At 66.1% G+C, this 16324-nt stretch carries 13 protein-coding genes; 8 read left to right on the forward strand and 5 right to left on the reverse strand.

The window, feature by feature from the left end; translation table 11 throughout:
• Positions 1 to 42 precede the first annotated feature (42 nt).
• The 4 genes from ASB57_RS27635 to ASB57_RS27650 all read right to left on the reverse strand — a co-directional run bounded on the left by ASB57_RS27635 (position 43) and on the right by ASB57_RS27650 (position 4905).
• Positions 43 to 1497 carry a GntP family permease gene (locus ASB57_RS27635; RefSeq protein WP_057655068.1) on the reverse strand — a complete coding sequence of 485 codons (1455 nt, stop codon included), beginning with the start codon at positions 1495 to 1497 and terminating at the stop codon, positions 43 to 45.
• An 81-nt stretch (positions 1498 to 1578) separates the two neighbouring features.
• The gene (locus ASB57_RS27640; RefSeq protein WP_057655069.1) at positions 1579 to 2637 is read right to left on the reverse strand and encodes a patatin-like phospholipase family protein; all 1059 of its coding nucleotides are present in this window, start codon (positions 2635 to 2637) and stop codon (positions 1579 to 1581) included.
• A gap of 203 nt (positions 2638 to 2840) precedes the next feature.
• Entirely contained in the window at positions 2841 to 3839 is a 999-nt protein-coding gene (locus ASB57_RS27645) for an NADPH:quinone reductase (RefSeq protein ID WP_057655070.1), read from the reverse strand.
• A 16-nt stretch (positions 3840 to 3855) separates the two neighbouring features.
• Positions 3856 to 4905: a LacI family DNA-binding transcriptional regulator gene (locus ASB57_RS27650; protein WP_057655071.1), complete on the reverse strand. Its 1050-nt coding sequence runs from the start codon at positions 4903 to 4905 to the stop codon at positions 3856 to 3858.
• A 203-nt stretch (positions 4906 to 5108) separates the two neighbouring features.
• On the opposite strand from ASB57_RS27650, the gene ASB57_RS27655 reads away from it, so the two are divergent.
• Both ASB57_RS27655 and gudD read left to right on the forward strand, forming a co-directional pair.
• Positions 5109 to 6092, forward strand: coding sequence for a tripartite tricarboxylate transporter substrate binding protein (locus ASB57_RS27655; RefSeq protein WP_156414287.1), 984 nt, complete (start codon positions 5109 to 5111; stop codon positions 6090 to 6092).
• Positions 6093 to 6201: 109 nt separating this feature from the next.
• Positions 6202 to 7557 carry a glucarate dehydratase gene (gene gudD / locus ASB57_RS27660; RefSeq protein ID WP_057655072.1) on the forward strand — a complete coding sequence of 452 codons (1356 nt, stop codon included), beginning with the start codon at positions 6202 to 6204 and terminating at the stop codon, positions 7555 to 7557.
• A gap of 39 nt (positions 7558 to 7596) precedes the next feature.
• Here the strand turns inward: gudD and ASB57_RS27665 are convergent, their stop codons facing one another.
• A complete protein-coding gene (locus ASB57_RS27665; RefSeq protein WP_057655073.1) occupies positions 7597 to 8247 on the reverse strand; it encodes a hypothetical protein in 651 nt (216 codons plus the stop codon).
• Positions 8248 to 8532: 285 nt separating this feature from the next.
• On the opposite strand from ASB57_RS27665, the gene ASB57_RS27670 reads away from it, so the two are divergent.
• The 6 genes from ASB57_RS27670 to ASB57_RS27695 all read left to right on the forward strand — a co-directional run bounded on the left by ASB57_RS27670 (position 8533) and on the right by ASB57_RS27695 (position 16317).
• Complete coding sequence (locus ASB57_RS27670; protein WP_057655074.1) at positions 8533 to 9051, forward strand: (2Fe-2S)-binding protein; 519 nt, start codon at positions 8533 to 8535, stop codon at positions 9049 to 9051.
• Positions 9051 to 11324 carry a xanthine dehydrogenase family protein molybdopterin-binding subunit gene (locus ASB57_RS27675; RefSeq protein WP_082621881.1) on the forward strand — a complete coding sequence of 758 codons (2274 nt, stop codon included), beginning with the start codon at positions 9051 to 9053 and terminating at the stop codon, positions 11322 to 11324. The genes ASB57_RS27670 and ASB57_RS27675 overlap by 1 nt, the downstream gene beginning before the upstream one ends.
• A 75-nt stretch (positions 11325 to 11399) precedes the next feature.
• Complete coding sequence (locus ASB57_RS27680) at positions 11400 to 12818, forward strand: cytochrome c (protein WP_057655075.1); 1419 nt, start codon at positions 11400 to 11402, stop codon at positions 12816 to 12818.
• Between the two features lie 132 nt (positions 12819 to 12950).
• Positions 12951 to 13967 carry a tripartite tricarboxylate transporter substrate binding protein gene (locus tag ASB57_RS27685; RefSeq protein WP_057655076.1) on the forward strand — a complete coding sequence of 339 codons (1017 nt, stop codon included), beginning with the start codon at positions 12951 to 12953 and terminating at the stop codon, positions 13965 to 13967.
• Between the two features lie 118 nt (positions 13968 to 14085).
• Complete coding sequence (locus ASB57_RS27690) at positions 14086 to 15234, forward strand: mandelate racemase/muconate lactonizing enzyme family protein (protein WP_057655077.1); 1149 nt, start codon at positions 14086 to 14088, stop codon at positions 15232 to 15234.
• Between the two features lie 354 nt (positions 15235 to 15588).
• Positions 15589 to 16317 (forward strand): DUF3348 domain-containing protein, encoded by a 729-nt coding sequence (locus ASB57_RS27695; RefSeq protein WP_057655078.1) that lies wholly within the window; start codon positions 15589 to 15591, stop codon positions 16315 to 16317.
• Positions 16318 to 16324: the final 7 nt, after the last annotated feature.

Here is a 16324-nt window from a genome sequence, read left to right on the forward strand (position 1 = left end):
CGATTGCAAAACCGCGAATCATGAAATCCGCTGAAACCAGCCTTAGAACGACCCGAACCACGTTCCCAGTGCGATGACCACGGCCAGGGCCAGCAAGGGGCCGACGATGCCGACCATGACGATGCCGCCGTAGCTCTGACGGTGCGTGGCGCCGCAGACGGCCAGCAGGGTGACGACGGCGCCGTTGTGCGGCAGCGTGTCCAGCGTGCCGGCGCTCATCACCGCGACGCGATGCAGGACGGCCGGGTCCAGACCCAGGCTGATGGCGCGCTGCAAATACTCACCGCCCAAGGCATCGAGCGCGATGGTCAAGCCGCCCGATGCCGACCCCGTCAACGCCGACAGGATATTGGTGGCCACGGCCAGCGATACCAAAGGGCCGCCCTGCAATGACAGCACCCAATCCCGTACGACGACGAAGCCCGGCAAGCCCGCCACCACCGCGCCGAAACCCACCAGGCTGGCAACGCTGAGTACCGGCAAGGCCGCCGCGTGCGCGCCCGCGCCCATGGTGTCGCGCAGATGAGGCAGGCGCCGCAGATTCAAGGCCACCAAACACACAATCGCGGCCAACAACGCCACGATCACCGACCACACGCCGCCCAGGGCGGAGATCGAGGTGCCTCCCCATTCCGGGTAAGCCAGATACGCCGCCGGCATCGCGGGCAGAATCAGCAAGGTCATCAGCAGATTGGAGCAGATCACCACAACCAGGGGCAACACCGCCACTCCCACACCGGGAGGCCGTGTACTACGCTGCCCCCGCCCCACTTCGGCCGGATCGAAATCGTGCGCGGTGGTGGCGCGCTCGCGTATCAACGGGCGCTCGGCCACGGTGCCGACATCATCGCGTAACTCGGCGGCATAGCCCACTCCTCGTTCGCGTGCCGCATCCACGCATCGATTCAACCACCACAAGCCGAACATCAGAATAATGGCGCTGGCAAGCACACCCAATCCCGGCGCGGCGAACGGCGTGGTGCCGAAGAACGGCATGGGAATGGCGTTCTGGATCGCCGGCGTGCCGGGCAAGGCCGACATGGTGAAAGTGGACGTGCCCAGCACGATGGTCGCCGGCATCAGGCGCGGAGGAATGTCAGCGGCGCGGAACAAGGCATGCGCCATCGGCGCGAGCACGAAGAACGCGACAAACAAACTGACGCCGCCATACGTCAGCAACGCCCCCGCCAAAACCACCGCCAATACCGCGCGCGCGGTGCCCAGGCGCCGCGTCATCCAGTCGGCGATCGCGGTGACCGACCCGCTGTCGTCCATCAATTTGCCGAACAGGGCGCCCAACAGGAAAAGCGGGAAGAACTGCGCCACGAAGCCGGCCGCGCTGCCCATGAAGATCTGGGTCCAATTCGCCAGCAATGGCGCGCCAGCCAGGGCCGCGGCCAGCAAGGCCGCCGCCGGCGCGATCAGCAGGATGCTCCACCCGCGAAACGCCAGCCAGATCATCAGGCCGAGCGCGAAGATGATGCCAAGCAAGCCCATGGGTACGCTCTCCAGTCAGGGGCGACGTTGGTCGCGGCCGCGCACGTGATTCGATAGCGTGCGCCCGGTATGTGACGTGCTTCAGACTTCGGCGATCAATTCCGCCACGTCGAAGGATGAGCGCTGGCCCAGGTCGTCGCCATACGACTCCAGAAACTCGTCCGCCGCCAGACGGCCTTCGTCACGCAGCAGACACAGGAATGGCCACTCGGCATTCATCTTCGACGAAGAGCCGAACTCCGCCATGCGATCACTGGCGATACGGTGCAGGCGCATTTCCGCCCACTCCGCGCCTTCGCTGTCGCCCGCGTCGACCACCCGGCGCAGGATGGCGATCATGCGCAGCTCCTTGAGCAGCGTGGCGTTGAAGGAAATCTCGTTGATGCGGTTGAGGATCTCCCGCGCGCTGCGTGGCGCGCCGGGCCGCGCGACTGGATTGATCTGCACCAGCAATGTGTCGCGCGACCTGCACTCGCGCACCAGCGGCGAAATGGTGGGGTTGCCCGCATATCCCCCATCCCAATAAGGCACGCCATCGATCTCCACGGCCTGGAAGAGCGTGGGCAGGCAAGCCGACGCCAGCAGCACCGCGGCGTTCACTTCGGCATTGCGGAAGATGCGGCCGCGCCCGGTTTCCACATTGGTGGCGGTGACGAACAGCTGGATGGGCGCGCGCGCCAGCGCTTCGAAATCGATGCTGGTCTGCAGGATGTCGGCCAGGGGATTGCCGCCGCCATGATTCAGCGTATAGGGCGACCAGATGCGCGCGGCCAGATCCGCGGCGACGAATAGCGGTGAGTTGTCCAAAGTCCAGCGCCCCAGGATCACGTCCAGCGGACTGCGCCGGAAGGGACTGAAGGCGGCCGCGTCGGCAACGCGGCGCCAGAAGGCCGACAGGGCCTCGCGCGCGGCTTCGGCGCCGCCACGCGCGTAGCCGTCGATCAGCACCGCGGCGTTCATGGCGCCGGCCGACGTGCCGGAGATGCCGTCGAAGTGCAGCCAGGGCTCTTCGAGCAGGCGGTCCAGCACCCCCCAGGTGAAAGCGCCATGCGCGCCTCCCCCCTGCAGGGCCAGCGACAGGTTGACTGGCGTGCGTGCCGGACGCGGGCTGGCTGTTGCGGTCTTACCTTCCTGGGTCATATGACCTCCATCGGAGAGGGGAGCGAGCCCGCTAATTATTTATGCTGCGGTGCAACTAAGCAAGCCCTTCGACGCGCAATAGCCGCCTTGGCCACGGCGTATGGCCCTCTGTTGAGCGTAATCAATGGTGACGCAGGGGGCGTTCGCCTCGCATGCAGTGCGTTGCGCGCCGGCAACCTTGAGGGCCATCCAGCTTCGATCCTCTAGATCCTGACCACCACCTTGCCGACATGCCGTCGAGATTCCACCGCCTCGTGCGCGGAAGCGATATCTTCCAGGGGGTAGGGATGAACGGCGGGATGGCGGAGTGCCTCCCGGGTCAGCCAGCCGGTAAGGTCGCTGATGGCGCGGCGCTTTTCCTTCAGGGGCAGGGTGTAGAGCAACAGGAAGGCCACCTGCAGATTGCGGCGCATCAGGGCGCGTACCGGCACGGCGGGTTCCAGATTCGTATCGGACGCGTAGACCGACACGCGGCCATTCACCGCGGCCAGCTCCACATTGGCCGCCAGGTTCGCGGCGAAGTCCAGGTCGATGGTGCCGTCGAAACCGGGCTGGGCCGCGTCATTGCCCGTCGCCGCCAGCCACGCGCGCGCCCGTGCCACCAGGCCCTCGCCGCGCAACACGGTCTCGATGCCGGCGGCCTTGGCCACGGCAGCCTGCTCTTCGTTGGACACCGTGCCCAGCACGCGGGCGCCGCGCAGACGCGCCATTTGCGCGGCATAGAAACCGACGGCGCCGACGGCGCCATGCACCAGCACGTTGCGGCCAGGCGCGGCGCCGGCGCGGTCGGCGCAGAACCACGCGGTCAGGGCCGGCACGCCCAGGGACGCGCCCACATCGAAGGACACGTTGTCCGGCAAGGCCACGGCCAACCCTTCGGGGACCGTCACGAACTCGCTGGCGGTGCCGCCGGCGCGATCGATCTGGCATTCATACAGCCACACCCGTTGGCCGACCCGCCGCGGGTCCACACCGGCGCCCACTGTGTCGACCGTGCCGGCGCCATCGTGATGCGGCACGACGCGCGGCCACGGCTGCGGCCTGGGACTGTTGCCGCTGCGCGTCTTCACGTCGGACGGATTGATGCCCGACGCCGCGATGCGGACACGCAGCATGCCGGGACCAGGCTCTTCCGCGGGAATGTCGCCCACGCGCAGGACAGTACGTGCCGGACCTCGTGTTTCGTAATACGCCGCCTTCATGCTGGTCTCCTCCTTGTCAGGCGCTATCGCGCCGCACGATCGTAAAGCCGATATCCACCACCGCCTGCGCCGGCGCGTGACCCGTGGCGCGCGCGGCGATCATCTCGGCCGCCGTCGCGCCGATGGCGGCGCCATCCACACGCACGGTGGTCAGGCTGGGTGTCATCGACGCGGCGATGCCGGTGTCGCCGAAGCCCATCACGGCCAGTTGATCGGGCAGCGACAGGCCGCGCGCCGATGCTTCCGTGATCACCCCGATGGCCATCATGTCCGACGTGCAGAACACGGCTTGTATGGCCGGATCCTGAGCCAATATCGCGGCCAGGCCGGCACGGCCATCGGCATGCGTGGTCGGCGCCGGCACCAGGTGTACCAGGGGCGCCGGCAAGCCCAATTCGCGGGCGCGCATCCGGTAGCCTTCAGCGCGGCGCTGGGCGCGTTCGTCATCGCCGGACAGGATGGCGCAGCGCGTCTTGCCGGCGGCGTGCAGATAGTCGCAGACGGCGCGGCCGATGGCATCGTGCGACAGGCTGAGCAGCATGTCGATGGGCGTGGGCGTGCTGTCCCAGGTTTCCACCACGGGGATGCCGGAAGACTTCAGCAGCTGGCGGCCCTGCGCCGAGTGCATGATGCCCGTGAGCACGATGCCGTCCGGCCGCCGCCCGATGATGGCGCGCAGCAGCGCGTCTTCACGCGATTTCTCGTCCGCCTGCTCATAGCCGATCTGGCCCACCATCAACTGATAACCCTTGGCCTCCAGCGATTCGGTCAACGCCTGCAGCATGCCGCCGAACAGCGAGCCAGTTATGGTCGGCACCAGGGCCATCACCAGATAGCTGCGCGCCGAACGCAGGCCGCCGGCCATGAGATTGGGCACGTAGCCCAGGGCCTGGATCGCCGCGTTGACCTTCTCCAGGGTGAGGGGGGACACCTGCTGCGGGTTATTGATGGCGCGCGAGACGGTAATCATCGACACATTGGCGGCGCGGGCCACTTCCCGCAGCGTGACGCCGCCCTTGTCCTGCTGGCGGACGGTGAGGCCGGTCTGATCGGCACGAGCGCTCATGTAAGGGTATTCCCTGGTGTATTTCTGGCTAAAGACGGTCAATACTACGCCAAGTCCCGCATGTTAACGTTAACATCACGTTCAACAAGAACCAGACGGGAGCGGCCGGCATCGCCCATGAGCGACGCGCGGAGCCCCCGAAGGCGCGCCGACACGCGACCAGCGGCACTCAAATTAAAAGACCTATCCAGGAGACAACGAAGATGAAGTCCAAAGCATACAAATGCATGCTCGCGCTGGGGCTTTGTGCCGCAGCCGTTTTGTCCACGGCCGCGCACGCGGCCTGGCCCGAGAAGACCGTGAACGTCATCGTTCCCTTCCCGCCGGGCGGCGCCACCGACGCGGTGGCACGGGCCGTGTTCAACAAGCTGGGCGACAAGTTCAAGCAGTCCTTCGTCATCGAGAACAAGGCCGGCGCCACCGGCACCATCGGCGCGTCCTTCGTGGCGCGTTCGGCCCCGGACGGCTACACGCTGATGGTGTCCTCGCTGGCGCCTCTGGTGGTGGCCCAGCATCTGATGCCCGCCATCCCGTACAACCCGGACAAGGACTTCACCTATCTGAGCGTAGCCGTGCAGACGCCTAATGTGCTGGTGGTCAGCCCCAAGCTGGCGCCCAAGATCAATTCGATCCAGGACGTGCTGGCCCTGCTCAAGGCCAAGCCGGGCGAGATCAGTTTCGCGACGTCGGGCGCGGGGTCTTCGGACCACCTCACCGCCGAGCTGTTCTGGCAGAAGACCGGCACCAAGGGCCTGCATGTGCCATACAAGGGCGGCGCGCCGGCCATCTCGGATCTGCTGGGCGGCCAGGTCGACATGTCCTTCCAGAACCTCAATGCGGTGCTGGCGCACATCAAGGCCGGCAAGCTGAAGGCGATCGCCATCACGGGTACCAAGCGGGCGGCCGTGCTGCCCGACGTGCCCACGTTCGATGAACTGAAGATGCCCGGACTGGAAGTCTATGCATGGCAGGCCATCGTCGGGCCCAAGGGGCTGCCGGCCGACCTGAAGAAGCAGATCAGCGACGCCCTGATCGACGCGGTCAAGGACCCCGCCGTCAGCAAGCCTTTCACCGACGTCGGCCTGGAAGTGGTCGCCAGCTCGCCGGATGATTTCGCCCAGTTCCAGGCCAAGGAAAGCGCCCGCTGGAAGCAGGTCATCGAGACGGGACACATCACTTTGCAGTAAACCTTGATGCAGTAAGCCGGACACTGCCGCTGCCGGACCCCGGATCGGCAGCTGTCCTTTCCAGAACATCGGCCGCGCAGGCGGCCGGCCCAGCAGTTGGAATCCGACTATGTCTTCTTGCTCCCCCCACGAACCCCCGGGCCGCACGCCCGTCATCACCGATGTGCGCGTCGTGCCCGTGGCCGGCCACGATTCCATGCTGCTCAACCTGAGCGGCGCGCATGCCCCTTTCTTCACGCGCAACCTGCTGATCCTGACCGACAGCTCGGGCCGCCAGGGCGTGGGTGAAGTGCCCGGTGGCGAGAAGATCCGCGCCACCCTGGAAGACGCGCGGCCGCTGCTGATGGGGCGCCCCCTGGGCGATTACCAGGCGGTGTTGAACGATATGCGGCGCCAGTTCAGCAGCCGCGATGCCGCCGGCCGTGGCCAGCAGACGTTCGACCTGCGCGTGACCATCCACGCGGTGACCGCCGCCGAGTCGGCGCTGCTGGACCTGCTGGGCCAGTTCCTGGACGTGCCGGTGGCGGCGCTGCTGGGCGAGGGCGTGCAGCGGACCTCGGTGCAGATGCTGGGCTATCTGTTCTACGTGGGAGACCGCCGCAAGACCAATCTGCCTTACCAGACCGCGCCGGAAGAGCAGGACGACTGGCTGCGCCTGCGTCACGAAGAAGCGTTGACGCCGCAGGCCATCGTCAAGCTGGCCGAGGCGGCGTACGCGCGCTACGGCTTCGAGGATTTCAAGCTGAAGGGCGGCGTGCTGAGCGGCGACGAAGAAGTCGAAGCCATCCGCGCGCTGCATGAGCGCTTCCCCCGCGCGCGCATCACGCTGGATCCCAACGGCGGCTGGCTGCTGCAGGACGCCGTGCGCCTGTGCCGCGACCTGCATGGCGTGCTGGCCTATGCCGAAGATCCCTGCGGCGCCGAGGGCGTGTACTCCGGCCGCGAAGTCATGGCGGAATTCCGCCGCGCCACCGGCCTGCCGACGGCGACCAATATGGTGGCCACGGATTGGCGCGAGATGGCCCATGCCTTGTCCCTGCAGTCGGTGGACATCCCGCTGGCCGATCCGCACTTCTGGACCCTGCAAGGGTCGGTGCGCGTGGCTCAGACCTGCCAGGCCTTCGGCCTGACCTGGGGTTCGCATTCCAACAATCACTTCGATGTGTCGCTGGCCATGTTCACGCACGTCGGCGCCGCGGCACCGGGACGCGTCACGGCGATCGACACGCATTGGATCTGGCAGGATGGCCAGCACCTGACGCGCAATCCCTTGCGTATCGAAGGCGGCTATATCCAGCTGCCGACGCGGGGCGGCCTGGGTATCGAACTGGACATGGACGCCGTGGAACAGGCGCACCAGTTGTACCTGCAATACGCCCTGGGCGCGCGCGACGACGCGACGGCCATGCAGTTCCTGGTGCCGGGCTGGAAGTTCGATAACAAGCGGCCCTGCCTGGTGCGTTAAGGGTCGGGCTACGTGATGAGATAAAGAAACGGGGGCCTGTCAGAACTCGGTGTGCCGGGCCAGGTGCCGCGCCAGAGTGGCGTTGGTGCTGGCCGGCCCGTCGAAGGCTTCCCATCTGAGCACCACCGCCCGGTTGGATGTTGTAGGAATGACCCGCGTCTCCACCAGCAGATCGGGTCTTTTTTCTTTCAGGGCTTCTCTCATGCGTTCGGCGACGAGCCGGTCGGCGGCGTCCGGCGCGATGCCGTCGATCCCCGTGAAGTTCATTCCCATCGTCACCGAGATGCGGACGCTGCGCATGTTTTGGCCCGCGTGCTCCGCGAACTGTCTGACGGTCTCTATGAAGGCTCGCGCTTGGGCGGGCGCGAAGAATGACACGATGCCATCGAGCTTATCCAGGGCAGCTTCTGCCTCGGCCGGCGAAGCAAATCGTGTCCGTTGCATTTCCTGGATGTTTTCCGGCGGCTCGTGCTCGTCGCTGCTGATGTAATGCGTGTAAATGATCTGGCCCTGGGCGAGCTCCTTGGCTTCAGCGCGCCGCATACGCAGATGCGGCTTGAATTCGGTCATAAGCGAATCGCGCTTTGATGATTCGTCGGCCAGGCGTTCGTAACCGCGCTCGTCCGTGACGACCGTGGGCGTCTGGGCAGAAGGATGCGTGGGCGTGCAGCCCGTGATGTTCGTCGTCATGACGGCTACTCCCAAAAAACAGTGCCACGCAGGTTTGCGTCGGGCACGCGTCGCCTTGTGTCTCGCAAGAATTTGAATGGTTCCTGAACGCACGGCGCCGCAGTGCGCGTCTCGTGCCCGTCGATATATTTGTGCGTATATAACGAGGTCACGCCACGGTTACATCGCACTGGTTTGATTCGCGTGCGGCAGTGATTCCCATGCTAGAGTTGCCTCGATCGGCGGTGCGCGGCCGGCGGCTTTGTGCCCTGGGCTGGCCCGTCCTCTCGGCAAAGAGGGAACGCCATGGAACTAGAAATCAACGGCAAGACGCACAGCGTCCAGTCCAGCCCCGATACACCATTGCTATGGGTGATTCGCGACGAGCTGGGCATGACCGGCACCAAATACGGCTGTGGACTGGCGCAATGCGGCGCCTGTACGGTGATGGTCGATGGGGTGGCGATGCGGTCCTGTGTGACGCCCGTCGACGGCATGGCGGGCAAGCACATCACCACCATCGAAGCGATCGAGGACGATAGCGTCGGCAAGCGTGTCGTCGCCGCCTGGATCAAGCACCAGGTGCCGCAATGCGGCTACTGCCAGTCCGGCCAGGTCATGGCCGCGACGGCGCTGATCAAGCAGGTTCCGAATCCTTCGAACGAAGAGATCGCGGCCGCCATGATCAATCTCTGTCGTTGCGGCACGTACAACGCGATCAACGCCGCGGTGCACGACATTGCCGCCACGGCACCCGCCAAGACGGCCAGCGCGGAGGCAGGCATCGACGCGATGCTTGCCGCCAGCAACGAGGGGGCCGTCTGATGGATAACCTATCCTCTACACCCGCTGCCCCCACCGCTACGGATGACGCGTTTGCAACGGCGCAGCCCAGCAATATCTCGCGCCGCCGTTTTCTGTTGGCTTCGGCCGGCACCGCCGCTGGCGCTTTCGTGCTCGGCATCGGCCTGCCCGCGGGCACGGCGCGCGCGCAAGCCGCGGCTGCGGCGCCCGCCAAGGCGACCAAGGTTCCCGCCTTCCTGGAAATCCGTCCGGATAACACCATCCGTCTGCAAAGCGCTTTCGTCGAGGGCGGGCAGGGCATCTACACCGCCATGGCGCAGATCGTCGGCGAGGAACTGGATGCCGATCCCGCCACCTTCATCGTGGAAAGCGCGCCCCCTGGCAGCGACTACGTCGTCATGGACAGCGGCCGGCGCATTACCGGCGGCAGTTCATCCGTCCGCTTCGGCTACGCGAACATGCGGCGGCTGGGCGCGCTGGCCCGCGCGATGCTGCTGCAGGCCGCCGCCAATCGTTGGGATATCCCGGCGGGTGAGCTGACCACGCAGCCGGGCCGTGTCGTGCACACGGCCTCCGGCCGCACCCTTGCCTATGGCGAACTGGCGGGCGCGGCCATGGATCTGCCCGTGCCCGATCCCGGCAGCGTGAAGCTGCGGGATCCCGCGCAATTCCGCTGGATAGGCAAGCCGGTCGAAAGACTGGACGTGCATGACAAGTCCACGGGCAAGGCGCTATACACCATCGACATGCGTGTCGACGGCATGTTGCACGCGGCCGTGCAACATGCGCCGCGACTAGGCATGACGGTAGGCGGTCTGCGTAATGAGGACCAGGTGAAGGCCATGCCCGGCGTGCATTCCGTGCACCGCTTGCCGGGCGCTGTGGCGGTGGTGGCGCTGCGCTGGTGGGATGCCAAGCGTGCCGTGGAAGCCGCGCAGGTCGAGTGGCGGGAAGCCGCGGCGGACACGCCTTTGCGCGTGATGCCCGCGGACTTTTCGACAGCCGCGTTCCGCGACACCCTGGCCGGCGAGAGCAGCCCGGGCATCGACGCGGAGAACGAAGGCAACATCACCGACGCCATCAAGAACGCCAAGACCGTCGTCAGCGCGACCTACGACAGCCAGTATCTGTGGCACGCGCAGCTGGAGCCGCCGTCGGCTCTGGCGCGTTTCAATCCGGATGGCTCGCTTGAAGTGTGGGCACCCAATCAGGCGCAGGACATCTTCCTGGCCGACATCGTCAAGCGCACCGGCCTGCAGGCCAAACAGATCACGCTGCATTCGCCCATGCTGGGCGGATTCTTCGGCCGCCACTTTCTGTACAACACCGCCAATCCTTTCCCGCAGGCCATCGAGCTCGCCAAGGCGGTGGGGCAGCCCGTCAAGGTGATCTGGAGCCGCGAGGAAGAATTCCTGCGCGATGTGTGCCGCCCCATGGCGGTGGTACAGTTCCGCGCCGCGCTGGATGCCAATGGCATCCCGGTGGCCATCGAGGCCATCAGCGCCACCGAGGGCCCCACCGAAGGCATCGCCAACAAGAAGGCCGACAAGCTTGATCCGGGCTCGGTAGAGGGCCTGGCCGGCAAAGCCTACGCCATACCGAACAAGCGCATCGCGCAGCGCTATGTGAAGACGCCGATGATGCTGGGTTACTGGCGCTCGGTGGGTAATTCCATGAATGACTTCTTCTATGAAGCCTTCCTGGATGAGGTCGCCGACAAGGGAGGCCAGGATCCCTATGCCCTGCGCCTGAAGTTGCTCGAAGGCAATGCGCGTCTCACCAAGCTGTTGCAGGCCGTGGGCGAGTTGTCCGGCGGCTGGAAGCGCGGCCCCTACACGGCCGCGGACGGCACGCGGCGCGCGCGTGGCGTGGCGATGGCATCGCCTTTCGGCACTCAGGCCGCGGCGATCGCGGAAGTGTCCATCGACAAGGAAGGGCAGGTGGTGGTGCATGAGATCTGGGAGGCCATCGATCCGGGCTCCATCGTGAACCCGGCGATCGTCGAGCATCAGGTCAACGGCGCTGTCGCCCTGGGGCTGTCGCAGGTGCTGCTGGAGCAGGCCGTCTATGAACACGGCAAGCCGCTGGCGCGCAACTACGATATGTACCCCATCCTGCCGCCCAACCGCATGGCGCGCGTGCACGTGCGCATCGTCGAAAGCGGCGAGAAGATGGGGGGCATAGGCGAGCCGCCGTTGCCGGCCATCCCGCCGGCCGTTGCCAATGCGGTGTCGACGTTGACGGGACAGCGCGTGCGCACCATGCCGCTGTCGAAGCTGACCTTCAAGGCTTGATTCCTTCGACACCAGGGGCCAGGGCAACCCAAGGGGATGCCCTGGCGGCGATATTTTCCAGGGATGGCAATACAAATGCAGAAACGCCGGTTTGGACGCGTGCTGGCCACGTTGGTGGGCATACTCGTAGTAATCGTGGTCGGGACCTTCGCCTTCGTGACGCATACGCCGGGGTCGGCATTCGATCCTGGCGGCTCAGCGGACAAACCCCAGCTCGACACGTCGTCGCCGCAACTGATCAAACAGGGCGAGTACGTGGCGCGGGCCAGCGATTGCGTGGCCTGTCATAGCGTGCCGGACAAGCCGCCGTTCAGCGGCGGCCTGGCGATGGCCACGCCGATGGGGACGATCTACACGACCAACATCACTCCGGACAAGACCACGGGCATAGGGGCCTACAGCCTGGCGGAGTTCGACCGGGCGATGCGCCATGGCGTGGCGCGCGACGGGCACCGGCTGTATCCGGCCATGCCTTATCCGTCGTATGTGAAGATGAGCGATGACGACATTCGGGCGCTCTATGCCTACTTCATGCACGCCGTGCAGCCGGCGCGTCAGGAAAACCGCGCCAACGGCATCGACTGGCCCTTGAACATGCGCTGGCCGCTGGCGCTGTGGAACCTGGTGTTCGCGCCGTCCGGGACGTATCAGCCCAAGCCGCAACCGGCGTCTGCGTCTGCTTCCGCGCAGGCGGTCGACGACAAGGGCACCTTGTGGAATCGCGGCGCCTATCTGGTGCAGAGCGCCGGGCACTGCGGCAGCTGCCATACGGCGCGCGGCGTCGCCTTCAACGAGAAAACGTACGATGAAAGCAGCCCGCTCTACCTGGCCGGCGCGCTGCTGGACGGCTGGTATGCGCCCAGCCTGCGCAACGATCCCAACACCGGCCTGGGCCGCTGGAGCGAAGCCGACGTCTATCAGTTCCTGAAGACCGGCCGCAACCAGCACGCCGTGGTGTTCGGCTCGATGACCGACGTGATCAACAACTCGACGCAGTACATGTCGGACGAGGACCTGAAAGCGATCGCGCATTACCTGAAGTCGCTGCCGGGTTCGCCTGAACGCGATGGACCGCCGTGGAAATACGACGCGACGTCGAACCAGGCGCTGGCGCTGGACCAGCGCGTGAAGATCCCCGGCGCGCAGACTTTCGCCGCGCGTTGCGCCGCCTGTCACGGCGCGGAAGGCCGCGGCCAGGCGCCATGGATTCCACCGCTGGCGGGGGCCGCGTCGTCCATGAGCAAGGAAAACGCCTCGAGCATCAACGTCACCTTGAATGGGTCGGGCCGCATCGTGGCGAACGGCATGCCGGACGCGTATCGCATGCCGCCGTTCCGGGGCCAGATGACCGACAAGGAAATCGCCGACGTGCTGACCTTCGTGCGGACGGCTTGGGGCAACCAGGGCGGGGCGGTGACGCAGGACGCGGTGAAGGATCTGCGCAAGCGGACGGATCCGGCCAGCAGCGAGGTAATCATTCTGCAGATGCGGTAACTGGGGGTGCCGGGGAAAGCCGGGGATTGATCGATTTTCTCGATTCAATCAGTCAAATTATCCATTCATCGGCTTGATGCGCGGGTCTAGGATGCAGGGACAACGACATAAAAACCCTGCGAGGAGACCCGCATGTACCATCCCCCGTTTGCCGGCGCGCGCCGGCGGGCCGGCCGCGTCCTGGCCGGACTCAGTGTTGGTGTGCTGCTTGCCGCCACCACCATGGTCGCAAGCACGACGGTGGCGCAAGCCGCCGATTTTCCCGATAAACCCGTACGCCTGATGGTCGGCATGGCGCCGGGCGGGTCCAACGATACCGTTGCCCGCATGGTCGCCGCCGAGCTGAGCAAGCGCTGGCCGCAGCCGGTCATCGTGGAGAACAAGCCGGGCGCCAACAGCACCATCGCCACCGGTGAGCTGAAGCGGGCCACACCGGACGGCTACACGCTGATGCTGGTGATTTCGTCCCACGTCACCAACACGCTGCTGTATCCCAACCTCAGCTACACGCTGAAGGACTTCGCGCCGGTGTCCCTGATCGCGGACACGCCTTTCGTGCTGGTCGCCAATCCCAAGTTCGGCCCTGACAACGTGCATGACCTGATCGCGTTGGCGAAGACGCAGCAGAAGGGCATCGACTTCGGCACGCCGGGGCAGGGGTCCACGCAGCACATCTCGCTGGAGTTGCTGGACCAGATGGCCGGCATCCGCATGAATCACATTCCTTACAAGGGCGGCGCGCCGGCGCAGACCGATGTCATCGGCGGCCTGATCCCCTTGATCTTCGCCACGCCGACGCAAAGCCTGCCCTTTATCAAAGACCATAAGTTGAAGGCCCTGGGCGTGACCTCGGCGCAGCGGCTGCCCCAGTTGCCCAACGTGCCCACCCTGGCCGAATCCGGGGTGCCGGGCTACGAGGCCAATGTGTGGTTCGGCATCATCGCGCCGGCCGGCACGCCGCCGCAGACCGTGGCCTTCCTGCACAAGGAAATCTCGCGCGTGCTGCAGGAGCCTGGGGTGCGGCAGCGCCTGACCGAGCTGGGGCTGACGACGCTCGACGAAACGCCGGTGCAGTTCCAGCAATTGATCGATACCGAGAAGACCAAATGGACCAAGGTGATCCAGGAGGCCAATATCAAGTTCGATTGAACGTTGTCCGGGCGTTCCCTGCTTTGCGTGCCGGATCGCCTTGCGGCGTCCGCAATGGAACGCGTCGCGCGCCAGTTTTCACCGCATCTGTTTCAGCCACATCGGAGTCCTTTCCCTCATGCCTACCATTGAATCCGTTTCCGTCTGCATTGCCCGCGTTCCGCTGGACAACCCTGTCACTTTCTCCACGCGTCAGGTCACCGCGCGCGAATACTGCCTGGTGCGCGTGCGCAGCACCGATGGGCATGAGGGCCTGGGCTATTGCTATGCGGTCAACAGCGCCGGCCGCCTGTTGTCGGTGGCCGTGACCGATCTGCTGGCGCCGCGTCTGGTCGGGCAGGAATCGCTGCGGGTGGAGGGCTTGTGGCGCGACATGTATCAGGAGGCCTTGCTGCTGGGCCGCGCGGGCGGCGTGATCCGCGCGCTGTCGGCCATCGACATTGCCTTGTGGGACTTGAATGCGCGCAGCGCCGGTTTGCCGCTGTATCAGTACCTGGGCGCCACGGTGGACGATCGCGTGCCCGCTTATGCCAGCGGCGGCTATTACCTGCCGGGCAAGACGCCGGACAAGCTGGCCGCGGAAATGGCGGGTCACGTCAAGGATGGCTTCCGGGCCGTCAAGATGAAGGTCGGGCTGGAGAGCGTGGCGGGTGAGCGCAAGCGGATCGCGGCGGTGCGCGAGGCCATCGGCGATGACGTGCGGCTGATGCTGGATGCCAATAATGCGTGGCGGGATTTGCCCACGGCGCTGGAATACATGCGCGCCTTCGAGCCGTATCAGCCGTTCTGGATCGAGGAGCCGTTTTCTCCTGATGACATCGACAACCATGTGCGGCTGGCACGGGCCACGCCCGTGACCGTGGCCACTGGTGAAATCGAGGCTGGGCGGTGGCGCTTCAAGGATCTGCTGGCGCGTGAGGCCAGCACCTTGCTGCAGACCGACGCCACCGTGTGTGGCGGCATCACCGAATTCCGCCGCATCGTGGCCACGGCCGACAGCCATGGCGTTACCGTCGCGCCGCATGCCTGGCACGACGTCCATGCGCATCTGGTGGCCAGTTCGCCCAACTGCACGTATGTCGAATGGATGCCTGACGACCACATCGTCAACTTCCGCCGGCTGATCGACCGTCAGCTCCAGGCGCGTGACGGCCAGGTGCTGCTGCCCCGTGAACCCGGCCTGGGCTTCAAATTCGACCCCGCCGCGATAGAAAAGTACGGCGTGATCTACCCGGGCACCCAGGACCGCTGGCAGGTGGTCCGCTAGGACGCCCGGCCCCGGCCCGGGCCGCGCGGGCTGCGGTTCCGCAAGCTCCCTCATCCCATGAGGGGAGGGGAGGCCGCTGGCCTCCACTCCTGGTGCCAAAGGGGCCCAGTTTATAGGGGACGCCGGGCATCCGGCCCCGGCCAGCCGGACGGCGGGGCACCAGTGCCGCCCTCGCGGCGGCCTGCCCAAAATGGCGCTAAGAACCCAAACCCATCGGGGACACCGCGGAGCCGGGTCCCCCGGTCCGCCGGTGTCGCCCCCTGGGGGGGCGCGCGCAGCGCGTGGGGGGCCTTTCCCCCGCGCTCCGCGCGGTACGGGGGGGCGTTATACTCTCGGGTTTTTGACTCGGGTGCTATGGGGCAACAACCACGGCGCACAGGTCTCAGCGGCCCGGCGCTCATCCGCCTGCTCGCGCGTTTGACGGATATCGAGGCCACCCCCCCGGGGCAGTCGCCCACCGACCGGCTGGGTTCCTGGCTGGCGTGGACCGATGCCATCGCGCTGTCGGCGGCCTTGGATGGCGACCCGCCCGCGGTTCCGGCCAGCGCGCGTGGTGAGGATGACGAACAAGTCCGCGCCTGTGCCGACGTCCGTGCATATCTGGAAAAATCCATCGAGGGCGTCTTCACGCCCCGTCGGCGTGCATCGCCTACGGGACGCGGCGTCCAGGTGGAAGAGCCGACGGACTTCGCCATTTACCGCCAGCGCTATCTGACGCTGCAGCAGACGATGGAGAACGCCATCGCCAGTCTGCGCGTACGCCTGCGCACGATGCTCGCCGCCGGGGCGGCCGATATGGCACGCCTGGCGGTGCTGGACGCCGTCATGGAGCGGGTGCTGGGCGCGCGCGAGCACAATCTGCTGGCCGGCGTCCCCGGCCTGCTGGAAATACGCTACCGGCACCTGCGCCAGACTGAACAGAACGCCTTGGCCGAGGCGGAAGCCGCCCAGCGGCCGGCGCCGCTACGTGCCGGCGCCTGGCTGGACGCCTTCCGCAGGGACTTGCGCGCCGTCATGCACGCCGAGCTGGCACTTCGTTTACAACCGGTCGAGGGGCTGCTTTCCGCCTTTCGTGCCTGCTAACGGGACA

It is taken from the genome of Bordetella sp. N (genome assembly GCF_001433395.1).
Lineage (GTDB): Bacteria > Pseudomonadota > Gammaproteobacteria > Burkholderiales > Burkholderiaceae_B > Bordetella_C.